The sequence below is a fragment of the Trichocoleus sp. FACHB-40 genome (assembly GCF_014695915.1).
Lineage (GTDB): Bacteria > Cyanobacteriota > Cyanobacteriia > Cyanobacteriales > FACHB-T130 > Funiculus > Funiculus sociatus.
Genome location: NZ_JACJPF010000076.1, coordinates 1 through 19,631, shown reverse-complemented (window position 1 = coordinate 19,631; position 19,631 = coordinate 1). Strand labels below are relative to the sequence as shown.

Genomic DNA, 19,631 nt, shown 5'->3' with positions numbered 1-19,631 from the left:
CAGGTCGATGGCATCGCAAACAGAATAAGTTTGGTAAGGTCTGGGAACAGACGAAGGTGACTAGGAGGGTTAGTGGTGAGTTACTTCAACTGGATTTGGCAACACAGTCGGCTTAAAACAACAGCAGCCCAACGAGCCGGATTAACACTAGAACCTTGGTCTTGGGATGAGCTAATCACTTATCCCACTATCATTTGACGCACTACCAAATTATCTTTTGGCGTGTAGAAAAATTCAGAAATGGTACAAACATTTACAGCTGATGTTTTGGTGGTGGGAGGCGGTACCGGAGGAACAGCAGCAGCTGTACAAGCTGCCCGTTGTGGTGCCAAAACTGTCTTAGTAAGCGAATTTACCTGGCTGGGCGGAATGCTAACCTCAGCGGGCGTTTCTGCCCCCGATGGCAACGAATTAGCAGCGTTTCAGACGGGGCTTTGGGGCGAGTTTTTGCGCTCATTGCAGCAACGACAACCTGGAGGTTTGCACAATAGCTGGGTGAGTATGTTTAGCTTCGATCCACGTGTAGGTGCCAAGATTTTTGCTTGTTGGGTGCAAAAATTGCCAAATTTGCACTGGATTTCGGAAAGGGTGCCTATGGAAGTTTTGCGAAGTAGCGATCGCATTCTCGGTGTCCGATTTGCCGATTTTACCGTCCATGCCCAAATAACTCTAGATGCAACTGAACTAGGAGATTTACTGCCTCTAGCAGAAATCCCGTATCGTTGGGGATGGGAAATGCAATCAGAGTTTGGCGAACCCAGTGCGCCAAACTCACCCAATCACCTTACTGAAAAATATCCAGTCCAAGCTCCCACTTGGGTAGCAATTATGCAAGATTTTGGGGAGGGTGCATCTCCAAAAATCGAAAATCCAATTCCCCCTACCTCTCTTAAAAAGGAGGGATTTGAAAATCCATTCGTGGGCGCTTGGGATAACTACGGTTGGGAGAATTTTCTCAATTATGGACGTTTGCCTGGGGGCCTTTTGATGATCAACTGGCCCGTATGCGGCAATGATTATGGTGAAGGCGTGGGGCGTTTGGTGGAATCAGAAGCGGCGCGGCGCGAATTTCTCCAAGAAAGTCTGTGGCATACTCAAAGCTTTGTCCACTTTATTCAAACCCAGTTGGGGCGACTCGGCTTAGCAGAGAATATATTCCCCGAATCCTCAACAAACAACAGCACAATCCAAAATCGCTCCCGCCTAAAAAAGGAAGGAGACAAAATCCAGAATCGAACTGGTGCTTATGCTTTGCATCCTTACTACCGAGAAAGTCGCCGCCTAGTGGGACTCGCTACGGTGCGGGAGCAGGATATTTTACCTGTGGTTGGACAAGTTGCACCCTTGAGAGTGAATGCTGCTGGAGAAGTTCAGGCGATCGCCCTCGGTAACTACCCGAACGATCACCATTATCCCAACACTAATTTCTTGGTCAAACCAAAATCCCTCCGTTGGGGCGGACGTTGGACTGGGACACCGTTCACAATTCCCTACAGTTGCCTAATTCCCGCCTCAGTCGATGGTTTTCTCGTCTGTGAAAAAAATATTTCCGTGTCCCATATTGCCAATGGTGCTACGCGGTTACAGCCAATCGTGATGAATATCGGTCAAGCCGCTGGTATGGCGGCGGCGCTTTGCGTGCAGCGGGCTTGTCAGCCAAGAGATTTGCCAGTCAGAGTCCTGCAAGAAGCATTGTTGCAAGACAAACAAGCTGCATCGGCGATTATCCCTCTATTTAATATGCCACCCGACCGCCCCGACTGGCTGCACTGGCAACGTTACTACCTAGACAACCCAGAAGCCTACCCTAAGAATGGTAATTGCCCCTTTAGCAAGAATGGGGAATGGGGGATTGGGGAAGAGGAAAAAGTCTTACCTAGTCCCTGCCCAGTCCCTAGTCCCCAGCCCCCAGTCCCCAACCCCCAGTCCCTCTTCACTGGCATCTTCCAGCGCCGCGCCGAACAGGATTACACCATAACTGTCGGGGACGAGCAAACTTGGAATGCGATCGCTCTTAGCCCAGAGGTAGACCAGGCACTACAAACCTGCAAAGACCAACAGACACTCTGCTTTTGGGGACATCTCAACCTATCAGGTAACTGGTTAGTTGTGGAAAAGATTTTGCACAATCAGCTTCCACAGCAAGTCAAAAGTTAAAAGTCACGCATAGTTAAACACCGTCTTGGCAAGACATTAGCCGAGTGACTTTATGCAAGTTAAATCTGGAACAGGTTAGCAACAATTAAGCTTCTTTACAGAAGTTCATCCGGGTGCATAAATAGGAACTCCGTATCAGGGACTATAACCCTGACACGGACATCTGCTATGCGCCCTTACACGTCTATCATGTTGTTGAGCTTGTTATCAATCTCTGTGGCAATTAATTCTGTGGGGATGTGGTCTAGCTTAACAAAAATACTCGGATCTTCGTTTGGAGATCAACAAACATCAGTTAAAATCGCTCAAGCCAAGCAAGATTGCCAATCTCCCCCCAGGGGAACCTCTCGCCGAGATACGGGTAAATGCTTTGATTGATTTTATCAGTATCGGTTCAAACTTAACAACAGGGAGTCAAGGAGCGCGATCGCCCATACCGATTAAATTAATTATATTGCGATCGCCCGCCTTGAAGCCGGAAACAATCTCAAGAGTGACGCATTTCCACAGTAGACTAATCTTGACTCTGGATGAGCATTAATCATCTGTTTAAATGTCGGCGTCTGCCAATGACGGCGTAAGTCCTTAATTGCTCGCTCCCAGTGGGCCTCCTGGGTAAAAAACTATCGACAGACAGCAAACAACTTCAAAAAGCCTGTATGCTAGTGTACCAAGAAACACTGTTTGACACGCCACATTGGAGGTATAGCCATTTATTCTTGCAACCATTGCTGTCTATGAGGTCTTTCTTTTCTATAATTAGAGATTATTATCTTGATACTATCGGGGTGCCTTGAGTTCAGCGGACGAGCGCGAGCCACTGGAACTCACTGCGAAGGTGAAAGATAAACTATTCACCAAGAAATACAAGTTTTATACTTTTGCGATGTAACCACCCCTCATATGATCAACGACCTCGATCTGATCAAACGCCTCAGCCCCGGTGCTATGGATCAGATCATGTTTTATTTAGCCTTCAGTGCCATGAGAACTGGCGGACACAGGCACGGGGCTTTTTTGGATGCTGCTGCCACGGCGGCAAAATGTGCCATATACATGACTTATTTGGAGCAGGGGCAAAATATCCGCATGACGGGACACCTGCACCACATTGAGCCAAAGCGGGTCAAGGTCATTGTTGAGGAAGTCAGGCTTGCCTTAACGGAAGGGAAGCTGTTGAAAATGCTGGGTTCCCAAGAACCTCGCTATTTGATACAGTTTCCCTATGTGTGGATGGAACAGTATCCGTGGCAACCAGGGCGATCGCGCATTTATAGCACCAGCCTGAACGCTGACGAAAAGCGCTACCTTGAGGAAAAACTGCCCGCTAATCTGCCAGATGCCCAGCTAATCAACGCCTTTCAGTTCCTCGAACTGATTGAATTTCTGCACAAGCGATCGCAAGAAGATTTGCCAGAAGACCGACGCTTGGAATTGAGCGAAGCTTTCGCAGAACACATCAAGCGCCGCTTAATCTATTCCGGTACAGTGACCCGAATTGATTGTCCTTGGGGATTGCCCTTCTACGCCCTTACCCGCGCCTCCTATTCACCCGCCGAAGACGAAGAACGCACCTACATCATGGTTGAAGATACCGCCCGGTACTTCCGACTAATGAAAGATTGGGCAGAACGCCAGCCAAATGTAATGCGGATACTGGAGGAACTGGATATCCCGCCAGATCAGATTCAGGAAGCCATGCAAGAACTCGACGTAATTGTTCGAGATTGGGCAGATAAATATCACCGTCCCGACGGTCAGCCAATTATTCTACAAATGGTTTTCGGGCCAAAAGAAGATTCTTGAATCCGGAATATCTCGTTTTCTCGTTCCCAATCCACAGCCAGGGAATCCCACCTGTGTTAGCGAAAGCGTTGCCTACGCGCCGCTTTCGCCTCACGATCATTTCTTCAACAGGGGGAGGCTCTAGCCTCCCCCTTTTAACGTTTCTAGGCGTAGTACAAGCATCTTGGCTGCCTTTCTAGAAGGATAAAAGAGAGTAAAAAAAACTACACAGATGAAATTTTAGAGGTTAATCTGGGAAGAATTAACCTAGAATTACCTAGGAATAAGAATAAAATGTCACCCGTATTTTCCATAAACCCATCGCCACAGAATGAGAACGCTCCGGTAGGTGTAAGGTATTTAGCCAGCCAAGAACATCTAACACTGCTCAGACAAGGAGTATCAATTTGGAATGAGCTAAGGAAACATAGCCCGGAGAAACTCTCAGACCTCAGCAAAGTAGAGTTGCGGGGGGTAGACTTAAACCGAGCCGATCTCAGTGGTGCCGACCTTAGCCGCGCCGATCTCAGCCGCGCCGACCTCAGCCGAGTAGACTTTAAAAGAGCGGATCTCTCTTGGGCAAACCTCAGCCAAGCTAACCTCCGCAGAGCCGACCTCAGCCGCGTCGATCTCCGTGGGGCGGATCTTCGGGGAGCTGACCTTTCCTGGGCGGATCTCTCTTGGGCAAACCTCGAAGATGCGAACCTGGAAGGAGCAAACCTGCACAAAGCCGACCTGATTTGGGCGAACCTGCGCGCTGCAAACCTCCATCGGGCGATTATCTACGGCGTAAGCTTTCACAGGGTCAACCTTTTCAAGACCACCCTACCAGATGGCAGAGTTCATGATTAGGTGATGCAAATCTGGGGTGCTGCTACATTTAATTCTTGGCTAGACTTCTTAAAATTTTCTATGAATTTCCTGTAGTAGGGGCGATTTATAAATTGCCCCTACAGTTTTTATACAGAGAGTTATGAAATCGGTATTACTGCTTTGATGCACTGCACATTTTTATAACCTTTTCCTACATAATGCAAAAACAAAATGGGGATCATTCACCTCTTGCATAAGTAACCACTATTTGGTAACTAAAGATACGGAACAATGCTGAAAGCTTATTAGGATGACTGAGAGATAGGCATTGTAAAAACTAATGACAGCCAAAAAGAATCTAATCGTTATTGGCAATGGCATGGTAGGACACAAGTTCTTAGAGCTGATGATTGCCAAAGGAGCAACTCAGCACTGGAATTTGATTACCTTCTGCGAAGAACCTCGCGTTGCTTACGATCGCGTTAACCTCAGTGGATTCTTCTCAGGAAAAACTGCGGCAGATTTATCTCTGGTTGAACCTGGACTATATCAAAAAAACGGTGTTCAAATTCATATCGGTGATAAAGCAGTTGCCATCAATCGAGAAGAAAAAACAGTCACATCTGCTAACGGTTTAACTGTTGATTACGACAAAATTGTTCTAGCGACAGGTTCCTATCCTTTTGTACCGCCCATTCAAGGAAATGATGCCAAAGGCACTTTTGTTTATCGGACAATTGAAGACCTTGAGGCGATGTTAGCCCATGCTAAAAATAGTAAGATAGGGGTTGTTGTTGGCGGCGGTTTATTAGGTTTAGAATGCGCTAACGCTCTTAAAAGTATGGGTTTGACAACCCATGTTGTTGAGTTTGCTCCCCGACTGATGCCAGTGCAAGTTGATGATGCTGGCGGCAATATTCTTCGCAACAAAATAGAAGAACTTGGGGTGACGATTCATACCAGTAAATCAACTACAGAAATTGTTAGTGAAAATGGCAAAGTCGCTAAAATGACTTTTGCTGATGGTTCCGAGTTGGAAACAGACATGATTGTGTTTTCGGCTGGAATCCGTCCCCGCGATGAAATCGCTAGAAGTTGTGGAATAGAAGTAGGCGATCGCGGCGGTATTGTTATCAACGAACAATGTCAAACATCTGATCCAAATATTTATGCTATCGGAGAATGCGCCCTCTATCAAAATCGCATCTACGGCTTAGTCGCTCCCGGTTATACAATGGCAGGAGTAGCGGCGGATATCTTGTCCAACACAGCAACGAGCAGCTTTGCTGGCGCGGATATGTCCACCAAACTCAAACTTCTAGGAGTGGATGTTGCCAGTTTCGGGGATGCCTTTGCAAAATCTCCCGGCGCTAAAGAAATCGCCATCAGCGATACAGTTCAAGGTGTTTACAAAAAGCTGGTTTTAAATCAGGATGGTAGCCGTCTTTTAGGCGGAATTCTAGTAGGAGATGCTTCCGCTTACGGTACGCTGTTGCAATTTGTGCAGAATGCGATCGCGCTCCCGCCTCATCCAGAAGATTTACTCATGCCACCCCGCGAAGGTCAGCCTGCTACAGTAGGCATGGGTGTAGAAAGTTTACCAGATACTGCTCAAATTTGCTCCTGCAATAATGTCAGCAAAGAGCAAATTTGTACCGCGATTCAAGAAAACAATTTCACCGATATTGCCAGCGTCAAGAAATGCACCAAAGCAGGCACAGGTTGCGGCGGCTGTGTGCCGCTGGTGACGGATATCCTCAAAGCTGAAATGAAGAAGGCGGGGATAGAGGTTAAAAATAATCTCTGCGAACACTTCGCCTATTCCCGTCAAGAAATCTATCATTTAGTGCGTTCTCAAAAAATCATGACTTTTGAAGATTTAATTCAAAAACATGGTCAAGGTAAGGGCTGCGAAATTTGTAAGCCTGCTGTAGCTTCTATTCTCGCTTCTACTTGGAACGAGTATATTTTGGAGATGCCTCACGTTGGGTTGCAGGATACCAATGATTATTACCTGGCAAACATTCAGAAGGATGGAACTTATTCGGTAATCCCACGAGTTCCCGGTGGTGAACTAACGCCAGATAAGCTGATTGTATTAGGAGAAGTTGCCAGTAATTTTGGTCTTTATACCAAAATTACTGGCGGACAGCGCATTGATTTATTAGGTGCGCGTGTAGATCAATTGCCCCACATTTGGAAACGCTTGATAGATGCCGGATTTGAATCGGGACACGCTTACGGTAAGGCACTCCGCACGGTAAAATCTTGCGTCGGTAGCACCTGGTGCCGCTTTGGTGTGCAGGATTCTACGAGTTTGGCAATTGAGGTAGAACTGCGTTATCGAGGCTTGCGATCGCCTCACAAATTAAAATCCGCAGTATCAGGTTGCACCCGCGAATGTGCGGAAGCTCAAAGCAAGGATTTTGGCATCATCGCTACAGAAAATGGCTGGAATTTGTATGTGTGTGGCAATGGTGGAATGAAGCCGCAACACGCGGTACTGTTAGCATCAGACATCGACAAGGAAACGTTGATCAAATATATAGATCGGTTCCTGATGTTCTATATTCGCACTGCAAATCGACTTGAGCGCACGGCAACTTGGTTCAACAAACTTGAAGGTGGAATCGAATACCTGAAACAGGTAGTTATTGAAGATTCTCTTGGCATTTGTGCTGAGTTGGAAGAGGAAATGCAGCACCTTGTCAATACCTATCAATGTGAGTGGAAAGCTACGATTGAAGATCCGGAAAAGGTACAGCGTTTCCGGATCTTCGTGAATTCCGAAGAACCAGATCCGAGTCTGGTTCATGTAGAAGAACGGGGACAAAAACGCCCAGCTTATGAACACGAGAAAACTTTAGTTGGGATTTCAGAGTAACCCCACCTCCAACCCTTTCCCCGCAAGCAAAGAGGGGGCAAGAAGTTAGTAGAGTGGGAATTGCTTACCCCACAGGATAAGAGTTGCAAAGATTAGTTAGCAGGAAGACACAATGGTTCAAGCATTACCGATTCGTGAGACTATTACGCAGTGGGTTGATATTTGTCCCCTGACAGCGATCGCGCCTAATACTGGAGTGTGTGCTTTAGTGGAAGGTAAACAGGTGGCGATTTTTCGGGTAGGATATGAGGCTGATGTGTTTGCGCTGGGTAATTACGATCCCTTTAGCAAAACCTTTGTTTTATCGCGGGGAATTGTAGGCGATCGCAATGGCATCCCCAAAGTTGCATCTCCAATTTACAAGCAAAATTTTAACTTGCTCACAGGACAATGCTTCGATGACGAAACCGTAAGCATTCCTACTTTTCCAGTCAGAGTAGTTGAAGATAAAGTGCAAGTAGCCGTTAGCAAGTAACTACTGCTACATTTCATCAAAGAACCCGGTTTCAATAAAGAAACCGGGTTTTTTAATAGCCATACTATATATACAACTAATGAAAAGGAGTTCTCCTATGCAGTCTAAGGTAACTGATGGAGTGCGTTGGACTACTACAGATATAAACCTCTTACCTGACAACGAAGGCACGCGCTATGAGATTATTGATGGAGAGCTATTCATGACCAGAGCGCCCCACTGGAAGCATCAACGCGCCTGTGGCAGAATTTTTGGAGAACTTGATGATTGGTCTGTGTCTAGTGGTTTAGGGCAAGCCAGCATCACTCCGGGTGTGCTATTCAGCGAGTCAGACAACGTAATACCAGATGTAGTTTGGGCTAGCAATGAACGATTAGCCGTTTTGTTAAACGAGGCGGGACATCTCACAGGCGCACCAGAATTAGTGGTGGAGGTGTTATCGCCTGGTGTAGAGAATGAACGCCGAGATAGAGAAGCTAAACTCAAACTCTACGCCTCGCGGGGAGTCCAAGAGTATTGGATTGCTGATTGGCGTTTGCAACAAGTTGAAGTCTACCGCCGCGAAAATGCGACGCTGAGATTGGTCACAACGCTGTTAACTAATGATGAAATTAATTCTCCTCTGTTACCAGGTTTTACCTGTCCTGTGTCTCGGTTTTTTGTATAGGAAGGGGAAGCGATCGCTTTAAAATTTGAGTTCTACTCCATCTTGGGGTTTACGTTCAGTCTTTAAGGCATGGATATGGGTAAATTTCCATACATCCTGAATGCTAACAACAACGAATCCTAAAGCCTCTAGGTCAGTTTGGAATTGAGCGCGATCGCTAAATCTTGAAGTTGCTTCGATAACGTGTAAATGACCATCCAGTTTAAGAGTGCGGTTCGCCTCGCGCAGGTAATCAGTGAAATTTGCTCCCATGAGTGACAGGCAGAAAATCGCTACATCAAGCCTTTCATCGTCAAGGGGAACGTGCGCGATGTCGCAGGCGATAACGTCCTTATTCACAGCAATATGGTCAAAGCTGTAAACTGTATGTCTATCGGACACCGCCTCAGCCAGCTTCGCCTCACCACAACCGAAATCACCGATAGTGTAGCCGCTACGTTGTTGGTACCAGCGAATCATTTCTTCATAAGGGATGACCGTCCAATTTTTTCTTGACTCAGTATATAAAGTATGATATATCGCCCACTCCTCTGGATTCTCCTGTAGGCGTTGGTGAGTAGTTTCGCTGCGGGTTTGGTTCCAGTGGCGGTTCATGGCGGAAAAGTCGCCGTAACGCCGCAGTCGTCGCTGCACGTCTACTGGGTCGTTATCGGGAATCGGAATTACCATCTTCGGACGGGTGATAACTTCGACTTCGCCAGCTTCGAGGCGTTCTAGCCAAGCGATTACATCTTGATAGGCTTGGGCAGGCGATCGCAAGTATCCCTCTGGAACTACACCGTCAACAGCAGCATCGGCGATGGACTTTTTAAACCGCAGTCGCTGCATCTTCGAGTCGCACCAAGACCACCGCTGCTCATTTACGATGGCGTAAGTTAGCGGAATCACCATTGTTCCCTTGTTTTGGCATTGTCCTTGGCGGTAGATACGACCTTTCAGTTGCTCGAACTCAGCATGAGTCCAGGGAAGGACGTTAATGATTAATTGGTTGCAGACTTGCTGTAGACCAGGTCGATGGCATCGCAAACAGAATAAGTTTGGTAAGGTCTGGGAACAGACGAAGGTGACTAGGAGGGTTAGTGGTGAGTTACTTCAACTGGATTTGGCAACACAGTCGGCTTAAAACAACAGCAGCCCAACGAGCCGGATTAACACTAGAACCTTGGTCTTGGGATGAGCTAATCACTTATCCCACTATCATTTGACGCACTACCCTTTAAAGCACAAAATTTACCTATTGGGTTAAAAGCACAATCACCAGATGACTTTCTGAAGGTAAGAATATGAAACTTGATAGCTAAACGCTCACTGCTAATGTTAAATCTAGTAACGTTAGCAGTGAGAAATCAGCATGAAAGCACAGGTATTCAGAGGCGTTAATCAACTGAGTTACGAAGAAGTACCAGTCCCGGATTTTGCAGCGGATGAAGTGCTGGTACAAGTTCGGGTAGTTGGGCTTTGTCAGTCGGATATCAAAAAAATTCGCTATCCCCTGTACCAACCGCCGCGCATCTTTGGTCACGAAACGGCTGGAACGATTGCCAAAGTGGGGAGTGAGGTGACTGGGTGGCAAGTGGGGCAAAGAGTTGTGGTGATGCACCACATTCCCTGTATGCACTGCGACTACTGCCTGAATGACAACTTCTCAATGTGCGATGTTTACAAAAATATCACTACTACGGCTGGTTTTACTCCCAGCGGTGGCGGTTTTGCAGATTTTGTCAAGGTTCCCGGTCACATTGTCCGCAATGGCGGATTGATTCCGATTCCAGATCGGGTTAGTTTTGAGCAGGCGAGTTTTGTCGAGCCTACCAACTGCTGTCTGAAGGCAGTGAAGAAAGCGGCTGTGGCTCCTGGTCAAACGGTTCTGGTGACGGGCGCAGGGCCAATTGGGCTGATGTTTATTATGCTGGTGAAGTATTTTGGAGCTAGAGCGATCGCTACCGATCTCCTACCTTCCCGTATCGAGAAAGCTTTGAGTGTTGGTGCTGAAGCTGCGTTCGATCCCCGCGATCCAGATTTTGTTAGCAAAATTCAAGCCCTCACTGGCGGTTTGGGAGTTGATACAACTCTCTTAGCAGTTCCCAGCGACAAAGCTTTTTTCCAAGCTCTAGATTGTACCAGAAAAGGTGGCAAAATTCTATTTTTTGCCGAGTTCCCCGATGAGGTAGAAATTCCCATTAATCCTAATATTTTGTATCGTCGGGAAATTGATTTAATGGGCAGTTATAGTTCATCCTATCGGGTACAAGCTTTGGCGGCAGATATTGTCTTCAATGGGCGAATTGATGTGGATGCACTAATTAGCGATCGCTATCCTCTGGAAGATTTGTCAGCAGCTGTAGAACAAGCGATCGCTCCCACCCCCGAAACCTACAAGATTTTGCTCTATCCCCAGGCCGCAGACTAGCAATTTTAACCACAGTTTTTTGTCTGAAAATCTCTCCTTTGGAGTATTTTTTAGACTTTTATTACTGCTAAAGTTAGTATTTATCATCTATCTGATGATATATTTTTTGATGATATTTTGCTTTTAAATTGTGCTATATGGACTCATCCTCTCCTACACGCGGGCAACTAGAAAGAACCCTTTCGCAGAGGATTCAATCTTTATACCGCACTCAGCTTGGGCATCAGCCGAGTCAAGTTAGTTGCCAGATTTTTGATGAAAAACTTGCCATCATTCTAGAAAATTCCATCACCCAGCCGGAGCAACTTTTAGCTCAGAATGGTCAAGAGGAGTTAGCGGAGCAAGTACGGTCAGATTTAGAAAAGGCTCTACAGCCACAACTTAAATCTTTAATTGAGGAAGTGCTGGGTGTATCTGTGATCGACTTACTCAGCGATGCCAAAATAGAAACAGGTCGTACTGGTACTATTGTGGTATTGTCTAGCGCTCCTCAAGTTCGCAATTCATGATAAAGAAACCAGAGAATAGTAATTATAACGCAGGCAAGATGCGTGCGAGAACTGGGAATGAGATATTAAATTGACGAACAAATTTAATATTTAAAATTGCCCCAGATAGCGGAAGATAATAGTTTCTAGATCGTCAATTAGATAAGGCTTGCTAATATAGTCACTACAGCCTGCGAATAAAAGGTTCTCTCTATCTCCTGGTCTTGCCAAAGCGGTGACAGCAACAATTGGGATTGCCATAGTTTGGGGATTCTGCTTAAGATTGTAGACAACTTCTTCACCGTTCATATCAGGCAATAAAATATCCAACAAAATTAGTTTTGGCTGGTAAGTTTGTGCTAACAGTATAGCTGCGTTACCGTTGGTGGTGGTGATGAACGAGCAATCAATAGCCAGTAGCACTTCGGAAAGCAGCAATAAGTTGTCTTCATTGTCTTCTACAACCAAAATCATAGGCTGTTTGACAATTTCTTGTTGAGTGTTGCTGTTAGCATCCGAATTTATGCTTTGTTCCGGGGAAGTCATCACTGCGCGAGGCTATCCTCTCTAAAAGCGGGCGATCGCAGAAGTTGCTCTCAATACAGTTCACTTAGTCTTACTTGAAAATCCCCGACCCCCAGGAATAAAAATTCTCGCCATTCTTCCCGCCGCTGCTTTCAACGACGGATTGCAAAAAGGGTGCTAACAGCAGTTTCCCTCTGTCTTGCTTGAAGTATCTGGGGGAAGGCGATCGCTACACACTTTCTTTCGGGAGATTTTCAAGGGAGATAGGGGAATCGACCAGTATTGGATGAAACCTTAAGTGAACCGTATTCAGATTAATCCTATATCGAGGCATTCCCAAAGTGGCTTTTTTAGGCACTTTTACTGAACTGGCTCGTATTTGCCCCACTAGGTTGATGGCCCATGCAATTAAGGAGAACATAACAAGCTAGTGGCAGTTTGGCTTGCACCCTGATTTTACAGAAAAATAGACAAAAAATTGCATATTTTGGAGATAAACAGCAACTATTGCTAAATTTACTCAATATTACTCAAAAGGATGTGCTATATGACACCAAGGCACTGAGTTTTAAAAGTCATTCATCAAATGGATTGGGAAAAAGGCAATCATTTAAGGGAACTCAAGGAAAAAAAGAATTCTTTCCTTCCCCAATTCGGAACAACAGCTATTGGGCTTATGAATCCCCTCCTCTTGAGTCCTTTACTTTGTCTAGGTGCTAAATATGCAACTTTTAGTATTTTTATATCTATCTTTTGAGTAGTTTTTTGAATCTTTATCGCTGTTACAGTCAAATTAAGAATGTATAAAAATTTATTCTTCCTCAAAGCGATCGCTATGCAGGAGAAATTAAAACCAACTTGCGCTCAATTAGAACAAACGCTCTCACAGCGGGTTGAGGATTTCTGGCACACTCATCTAGGACATCACCCAAGTAAAGTTACTTGCCAAATTCTCGGTGACAAAATTGCCATAGTCATAGACAATTCCGTTACTCAACCAGAACAATTTCTGGCCGATAGTGGCAAAGAAAACTTGGTTGAGCGAATGCGGTTTAATTTAGATAAAGTAATTCACCAAAAACTCCAGAATCTGATTGAGGAAGTGGTGGAAATACCTGTACTCGATCTAATGATCCACTCTAGCCTAGAAACAAGTCGTACCAGTAGCATTGTCGTTTTAGCTGCTGTACCTATGACGCGCAATCCATCGGCACTTCCGCAGGAGCAACAACAGACCGATTCCGGGTAAGGTTCCGGTGAATGATTGCTTCTAAATCCTCAATTAAGTAAGGCTTGCTGATATAGTCATTACACCCGGCTGTGAGGATGCGGTTTTTATCTTCTTCTCTTGCCAAAGCCGTCACAGCGACGACAGGAATCGCCCTAGTCTTGGAATCTTGCCTGAGTTGATGGACAATTTGGAGACCATCTAAGTCAGGCAACATCACATCCAGTAAAATCAAATCCGGATGTTCGATTTCTACCTTTTCAAAAGCAGTATGAGCATCAACCGCTGTGATGACCGTGCAATTTAGAGGCTCTAAGACGTAAGTTAATAGCAGCAGGTTATCTTCATCATCATCAACCGCCAAAATTACGGGTGCTTTGATAGCAGATAACTGTTCGTTGCTGCTCATAAAATCATGACCGCTACGGTGGAAAAGTTCCAAATCATCCATCCTCTATTATTCCTGGTAAATCCTCTACTGCCAGTAATTTTCACCAAGAGTGTGGACGAGGCATTCCTTCAGCGGCATTCCGGCGCTTATTCGGGATTGGCTCGTGCCTAATAACCTAGTAGGGCGAGTGTCGTTGCTAGGCTGAATTGATGGACACTCTACGCTAGTAGATGAATTATAACCTTAGTGCTATTTTATCGGAAAAATTACAAAATATAAAAACTTTGTTAAGGAAGTACAACTATTGTATCCGTGCTTAATAGTCTCAAACCCTCTCTACAACAACAACTTAGAATAGAAATCTTCGGGAGAAGCTATAACGCAGACTTGTAGAGATTGGGGAGCAAGGGAGTAGAAAGGAAAAACTCAAGAATTCTTTTTTTTGCGTGAGAGCATTTTTCCTTTTTCCTTATTTACTGGATTTATTATAAACGGCTCTCCCGATGGAATTTGAATAGGAGGGAGGATCGAATGGGTATTGCCACGATTAACCCAGCAACTGGGGAAACGCTACAAACCTTTGAGGCGCTGACGGATGCGGGGATTGAAACTAAGCTGGCACTAGCAGATTCTTGCTTTGTGCAGTATCGTAATACGCCAATGGCAGAGCGATCGCAATGGCTGATGAAAGCTGCTGACATTTTAGAGGGCGATCGCGTCCGCTTTGGCGAGATGATGACCCTGGAAATGGGCAAAACTCTCAAGTCAGCGATCGCAGAAGTGGAAAAATGCGCCCTCGTCTGTCGCTACTATGCCGAACGCGCCGCTGAGTTTCTGGCGGATGTCCCCGCCCAAACTGACGCAAGTCAAAGCTTCGTCCGCTACCAGCCACTCGGTGTTATCCTCGCCGTGATGCCTTGGAATTTTCCCTTTTGGCAAGTGTTCCGCTTTGCTGCACCAGCGCTGATGGCGGGTAATGTCGGCTTACTTAAACACTCTTCCAACGTGCCGCAGTGTGCTTTGGCAATTGAAGAGATTTTCCAGAAAGCCGGATTTCCGGATGGGGCGTTTCAGACTTTACTGGTAGGAGCGGATAAAGTGGCTAGTATTATAGCAGACGATCGGGTGAAAGCAGCGACTTTGACTGGAAGTGAACCAGCGGGGATGAGTCTGGCTGCTGCTGCGGGGAAACAAATTAAGAAGGTTGTTTTGGAACTCGGAGGAAGCGACCCGTTTATTGTTTTAGAAAGTGCAGATTTAGATGCAGCGGTGTCTACTGCTGTAACTGCCAGGCTGCTGAATAACGGTCAATCTTGTATTGCGGCGAAACGTTTTATAGTCGTGGATGCGATCGCGGACTCTTTTGAAAAGCTTCTAGTCGAGAAGTTTGAAGCGATGAAAATCGGCGATCCTATGGATAAAGACACCGACTTAGGGCCGCTAGCAACCCCATCCATTCTCAAGGACTTGGATTGGCAAGTTCAAGAAAGCGTCAACGTGGGTGCAAAACTTCTTACTGGTGGAAAGCGACTATCTGACCGTAAAGGTAATTTTTATCTTCCCACGATTTTGACCGATATTCCAGCAGGTAGCCCCGCCGAAGCTGAAGAATTTTTTGGGCCTGTGGCGTTACTATTCCGGGTGAAGGATATTGATGCTGCAATAAAGTTAGCAAATGCCACACCTTTTGGACTGGGCGCGAGTGCTTGGACTAATGTGGAAGCAGAACGCGATCGCTTGATTAATGAAATAGAAGCTGGTGCTGTATTTATTAACGGCATGGTGAAATCCGATCCGCGTCTGCCCTTTGGTGGAATTAAGCGTTCCGGATATGGGAGGGAATTAGGTATCCAAGGAATTCATGAATTTGTGAATATCAAAACCGTGTGGGTGAGATGAAGTGAAAACGAACCACATAGGCGCTGAAGCGCCAGAGAGAGGTACAGAAAAAATGAATACAGCTGAACTGTTAGTACGTTGTTTAGAAAATGAGGGAGTCGAATATATTTTCGGACTTCCTGGTGAGGAGAATTTGGACGTTTTGGAAGCTTTAAAAACGTCTTCAATTAAGTTTATTACTACACGTCACGAGCAGGGTGCTGCTTTCATGGCAGACCTCTATGGACGACTCACAGGAAAAGCTGGCGTGTGTCTTTCAACATTAGGGCCAGGAGCTACAAACCTGATGACTGGTGTTGCAGATGCTAATCTGGATGGTGCGCCTCTAGTGGCAATTACCGGACAAGTTGGCACAGACAGAATGCACATCGAATCCCATCAATATCTAGATTTGGTGGCAATGTTTGAGCCAGTTACTAAATGGAATAAGCAGATTGTTCGTCCTAGCATTACACCGGAACTTGTTCGCAAGGCGTTTAAAATTGCTCAAAGCGAAAAGCCAGGGGCAGTTCACATTGATTTGCCGGAAAATATTGCTGAAATGACAGCTGTCGGCAGTCCCCTTCACAAGGATGGTTTGGAGAAAACTTTTGCCTCTTTCCACAGTCTTGAAAAGGCATCTGAGGTAATTTCTCAAGCTCAAAATCCCTTGATTATGGTTGGGAATGGCGCGATTCGTGCCGATGCTAGTGAAGCCTTAACGGAATTTGCGACTCGCCTAAATATTCCTGTGGCGAATACCTTCATGGGCAAAGGTGTAATTCCCTATACCCATCCTTTAGCCTTGTGGAGTGTGGGATTGCAACAGCGAGATCACATCAGTTGTGCTTTTGATAAGACAGATTTGGTGATTGCGGTCGGCTACGATTTGATAGAATATTCCCCGAAAAAGTGGAATCCCCTAGGTGAAATCCCGATCGTCCATATAGGAGTTACACCAGCAGAAATTGATAGCAGTTATATCCCGTTGGTGGAAGTTGTGGGGGATATTTCCGACTCGCTTCGGGAAATTATGGAACGTGCCGATCGAAAAGGCAAAGCCACCCCTTATTCCCTACAATTACGGGCAGATATTCGGGCAGATTACGAACAGTATGCAACGGATGATGGGTATCCAATCAAGCCGCAGAAAATAATTTATGACTTGCGGCAAGTGATGGGGCCAGAGGATATTGTAATTTCCGATGTAGGGGCGCACAAAATGTGGATGGCGCGTCACTACCATTGCGATCGCCCAAATACCTGTATCATTTCTAATGGCTTTGCTGCGATGGGTATCGCGATTCCAGGTGCCTTAGCCGCCAAATTAGTTTATCCAGATCGGAAAATTGTAGCTGTCACTGGCGACGGCGGTTTTATGATGAATTGCCAGGAATTAGAAACCGCGCTGCGTGTCGGAACTGCCTTTGTCACCTTAATCTTTAATGATGGTGGTTACGGCTTGATTGAGTGGAAACAACACAATCATTTTGGCGAGTCTTCTTTTGTTCACTTTAGCAATCCGGATTTTGTCAAATTTGCCGAAAGTATGGGACTAAAAGGCTACCGAGTTGAATCTGCATCCGACCTAATTCCCACCTTAAAAACTGCCTTAGAACAGGAAGTGCCTTCAGTCATTGATTGTCCTGTAGACTACCGGGAAAACTTCCGTTTGACGCAAAAAGCTGGCGATTTGAGTTGCAAAATTTGGGAATAGTTATTTGCTAATAGCTAATGGGAGAAAGCCAATTTACAATTAGCAATTAGCTATTAGCAAATAACCGATGAAAGTTGCAACTTGGAATGTCAACTCAGTACGCACTCGCCTGGATCATGTGGTGCAGTGGTTGCAGGATAATCCTGTCGATGTCCTGTGCTTGCAAGAAACCAAAGTAGTAGATAAAGACTTCCCGCGATCGCCCTTAGAGTCACTAGGCTACCACGTCTACGTTTCTGGACAAAAATCCTACAACGGCGTTGCCATTCTCAGCCGAAAACCCCTTGAGGATGTCAGCGCAGGCTTTGCGCCTGTTTTGTGTAGGGATACGATGCCGTGTCCCTACAGCGAATTAGACGAACAAAAACGGGTAATTACTGGCGTTGTCGATGGTGTCCGCATCCTCAATCTTTACGTCCCCAATGGTTCCGCCGTAGGTAGCGAAAAATACGAATACAAACTTCTTTGGCTAAAAACCCTGCGCGAATACCTGCACCTTATTTGTAGCGGAAGCCAGACACCTGCCCAAATCGGAGAATCCCCTCATCCAAAATCCGATACCCCCGATAAATTGGGGGTATTTCAAGATTTAACATCCCTATGTATGTGCGGTGATTTCAATATTGCCCCAGAAGACCGAGATATACACGATCCAGCAAGTTATAAAGGTCGGATTATGGCATCCGAGGCAGAGCGTCAAGCCTTAAGCTCTATTTTAGAATTAGGTTTGGCAGATGCCTTTAGGAAATTCACAATAGAGACAGGACATTACAGCTGGTGGGACTATCGTGCGGGGGCATTTCGACGGAACTGGGGTTGGCGAATTGACCATCACTACCTAACACCAGACCTTTACGAACGCTCAAAAAGCTGCACCATTGATGTCACCCCGCGTCAGTTATCTCAACCCAGCGATCATACCCCAGTGATTGTGGAATTTTAGATTTCTCGTTCCCCGCCACTGGTGGGGAACGAGGAAAATACAACATAAAAAAAGGAAATTAACATCATGTTTTTAGTAACTGGAGCCACAGGAGGACTCGGACGGCGGATCGTGCGATCGCTTCGAGAACGGCAAATGCCAGTGCGGGCTTTTGTCCGCCTCACGTCTCGCCACAGCGAACTCGAACACCGAGGAGCAGAAATATTTATCGGTGACTTGCAGCAAGATAAGGATATCGAAAAAGCTTGTCGGGGCGTTCAGTATATTATCAGCGCTCACGGAGGTGAGGGCAATGCTCAAGCATTAGGCTACCGAGCTAATATTGAACTGATCGATCGGGCAAAAGAAGCAGGTGTCCAGCACTTTGTCTTTATTTCGGTATTGGGAGTAGACAGGGGATATGAAGATGCACCGTCGTTTAAGGCAAAACGGGAAGTCGAAAAGTATCTAATAGCAAGTGGTTTAAACTACACTATCCTGCGCCCATCTGGTTTTGCCTCAAATCTCCTACCTTTAGCAGAACAATTTCGGGAAACTGGGATTTATTTACTTATTGGCGATCGCCAAAGTCGGACTTCTATTGTGAGTACCGACGACTTGGCACAGATTGCTGTAGGCTCTGTAAGCGTTGAAGGTGCCAGAAATCAAATTTTACCCGTAGGCGGGCCAGATGTCCTCCAGCGTCAGGATATCCCCCGGATTTTTGGTCGCATCTTCAACACGGAGCCGATTATCATTAACCCACCGCTGTTTGTGTTGGATGGGTTCCGGAGTGCTTTGGGATTGGTCAATCCCAAAGCGTCTAAAGCTCTTGGCACCTTTCGCACGTTGCTAGACAATGAATTTTTCTGCACACCCCAAGAGGTTGAGAATTTAGAGACAATTTTTGGGATGAAGATGGAATCGTTGGAGAGTTTCTTACGGCGTTACTTGGGGGTTTGAGAATTTAGGGAAGAAGCGATCGCGCTTGAATAATAAACGCGATCGCTTCTCCCCCGTTATCACCTAACTATAATACCCACAGCTCGGTTTTATTCACCCCATCATTAGCTGTCAATAAAAGCTTGCTATCAACATCATGCTAAAGCCATTCACCTGCATCGTTAATAGTTTGACAATTTGCAAAATTATTTGGCAATCTAAAACTTTATAGTATGTAAGCTGTTCAGCATTTAAATAAAGTATAATCCGAAAGTAAATTTAGTCTAACAAGTGAAAGATGCCAGCGAAAAATTATCTCAATCAAGAGCAAGTAGAGAAACTACAAAAA

18 protein-coding genes and 2 pseudogenes are annotated in these 19,631 nt (G+C 45.7%); 17 read left to right on the top strand and 3 right to left on the bottom strand.

Features of this window, described 5'->3' with window-relative positions:
- The 8 genes and pseudogenes from H6F63_RS18075 to H6F63_RS18040 form a co-directional block, all read left to right on the top strand.
- Positions 1-198 (top strand): annotated as a pseudogene (locus H6F63_RS18075) (IS1 family transposase); the annotation flags it as partial.
- A 42-nt stretch (positions 199-240) separates the two neighbouring features.
- Positions 241-2,157, top strand: a complete 1,917-nt coding sequence (locus H6F63_RS18070; protein ID WP_190638914.1) for an FAD-dependent oxidoreductase — start codon at positions 241-243, stop codon at positions 2,155-2,157.
- Between the two features lie 274 nt (positions 2,158-2,431).
- The gene (locus H6F63_RS18065; RefSeq protein WP_190638913.1) at positions 2,432-2,698 is read left to right on the top strand and encodes a hypothetical protein; all 267 of its coding nucleotides are present in this window, start codon (positions 2,432-2,434) and stop codon (positions 2,696-2,698) included.
- 362 nt (positions 2,699-3,060) lie between these two features.
- Positions 3,061-3,963 carry a heterocyst differentiation master regulator HetR gene (hetR, locus tag H6F63_RS18060; protein ID WP_190638912.1) on the top strand — a complete coding sequence of 301 codons (903 nt, stop codon included), beginning with the start codon at positions 3,061-3,063 and terminating at the stop codon, positions 3,961-3,963.
- A gap of 273 nt (positions 3,964-4,236) precedes the next feature.
- Positions 4,237-4,794: a pentapeptide repeat-containing protein gene (locus H6F63_RS18055; RefSeq protein WP_190422695.1), complete on the top strand. Its 558-nt coding sequence runs from the start codon at positions 4,237-4,239 to the stop codon at positions 4,792-4,794.
- Positions 4,795-5,095: 301 nt separating this feature from the next.
- Positions 5,096-7,639 carry a nitrite reductase large subunit NirB gene (gene nirB, locus H6F63_RS18050; protein ID WP_190638911.1) on the top strand — a complete coding sequence of 848 codons (2,544 nt, stop codon included), beginning with the start codon at positions 5,096-5,098 and terminating at the stop codon, positions 7,637-7,639.
- Between the two features lie 112 nt (positions 7,640-7,751).
- Positions 7,752-8,114: a nitrite reductase small subunit NirD gene (nirD, locus tag H6F63_RS18045; RefSeq protein WP_190422693.1), complete on the top strand. Its 363-nt coding sequence runs from the start codon at positions 7,752-7,754 to the stop codon at positions 8,112-8,114.
- 97 nt (positions 8,115-8,211) lie between these two features.
- A complete protein-coding gene (locus H6F63_RS18040; protein ID WP_190638910.1) occupies positions 8,212-8,781 on the top strand; it encodes a Uma2 family endonuclease in 570 nt (189 codons plus the stop codon).
- Positions 8,782-8,799: 18 nt separating this feature from the next.
- On the opposite strand, the gene H6F63_RS18035 is transcribed toward H6F63_RS18040, so the two are convergent.
- Positions 8,800-9,450: a methyltransferase domain-containing protein gene (locus tag H6F63_RS18035; RefSeq protein ID WP_277876442.1), complete on the bottom strand. Its 651-nt coding sequence runs from the start codon at positions 9,448-9,450 to the stop codon at positions 8,800-8,802.
- Positions 9,451-9,790: 340 nt separating this feature from the next.
- Between H6F63_RS18035 and H6F63_RS18030 the strand changes: the two are divergent.
- The 3 genes and pseudogenes from H6F63_RS18030 to H6F63_RS18020 form a co-directional block, all read left to right on the top strand.
- Positions 9,791-9,986 (top strand): annotated as a pseudogene (locus tag H6F63_RS18030) (IS1 family transposase); the annotation flags it as partial.
- Between the two features lie 146 nt (positions 9,987-10,132).
- Entirely contained in the window at positions 10,133-11,191 is a 1,059-nt protein-coding gene (locus H6F63_RS18025; RefSeq protein ID WP_190638908.1) for a zinc-dependent dehydrogenase, read from the top strand.
- A 137-nt stretch (positions 11,192-11,328) separates the two neighbouring features.
- Positions 11,329-11,700 carry a DUF2294 domain-containing protein gene (locus H6F63_RS18020; RefSeq protein WP_190422685.1) on the top strand — a complete coding sequence of 124 codons (372 nt, stop codon included), beginning with the start codon at positions 11,329-11,331 and terminating at the stop codon, positions 11,698-11,700.
- Positions 11,701-11,790: 90 nt separating this feature from the next.
- Here the strand turns inward: H6F63_RS18020 and H6F63_RS18015 are convergent, their stop codons facing one another.
- Positions 11,791-12,225, bottom strand: coding sequence for a response regulator (locus H6F63_RS18015; RefSeq protein ID WP_190638907.1), 435 nt, complete (start codon positions 12,223-12,225; stop codon positions 11,791-11,793).
- 778 nt (positions 12,226-13,003) lie between these two features.
- On the opposite strand from H6F63_RS18015, the gene H6F63_RS18010 reads away from it, so the two are divergent.
- Positions 13,004-13,453, top strand: coding sequence for a DUF2294 domain-containing protein (locus H6F63_RS18010; protein ID WP_199298123.1), 450 nt, complete (start codon positions 13,004-13,006; stop codon positions 13,451-13,453).
- Here the strand turns inward: H6F63_RS18010 and H6F63_RS18005 are convergent.
- Complete coding sequence (locus H6F63_RS18005) at positions 13,395-13,841, bottom strand: response regulator (protein ID WP_199298122.1); 447 nt, start codon at positions 13,839-13,841, stop codon at positions 13,395-13,397. The genes H6F63_RS18010 and H6F63_RS18005 overlap by 59 nt on opposite strands.
- Positions 13,842-13,847: 6 nt before the next feature.
- Here H6F63_RS18005 and H6F63_RS18000 point away from each other — a divergent pair, with 6 nt between their 5' ends.
- The 5 genes from H6F63_RS18000 to H6F63_RS17980 all read left to right on the top strand — a co-directional run bounded on the left by H6F63_RS18000 (position 13,848) and on the right by H6F63_RS17980 (position 19,303).
- Complete coding sequence (locus H6F63_RS18000) at positions 13,848-13,994, top strand: hypothetical protein (protein WP_190638916.1); 147 nt, start codon at positions 13,848-13,850, stop codon at positions 13,992-13,994.
- A gap of 360 nt (positions 13,995-14,354) precedes the next feature.
- Positions 14,355-15,722 (top strand): NAD-dependent succinate-semialdehyde dehydrogenase, encoded by a 1,368-nt coding sequence (locus H6F63_RS17995; protein WP_190638905.1) that lies wholly within the window; start codon positions 14,355-14,357, stop codon positions 15,720-15,722.
- 52 nt (positions 15,723-15,774) lie between these two features.
- Positions 15,775-17,418, top strand: coding sequence for an acetolactate synthase large subunit (locus H6F63_RS17990; RefSeq protein WP_190422680.1), 1,644 nt, complete (start codon positions 15,775-15,777; stop codon positions 17,416-17,418).
- A 67-nt stretch (positions 17,419-17,485) separates the two neighbouring features.
- Complete coding sequence (locus H6F63_RS17985) at positions 17,486-18,361, top strand: exodeoxyribonuclease III (RefSeq protein ID WP_190638904.1); 876 nt, start codon at positions 17,486-17,488, stop codon at positions 18,359-18,361.
- A 66-nt stretch (positions 18,362-18,427) separates the two neighbouring features.
- Positions 18,428-19,303 carry an SDR family oxidoreductase gene (locus H6F63_RS17980; protein WP_190638903.1) on the top strand — a complete coding sequence of 292 codons (876 nt, stop codon included), beginning with the start codon at positions 18,428-18,430 and terminating at the stop codon, positions 19,301-19,303.
- Positions 19,304-19,631: the final 328 nt, after the last annotated feature.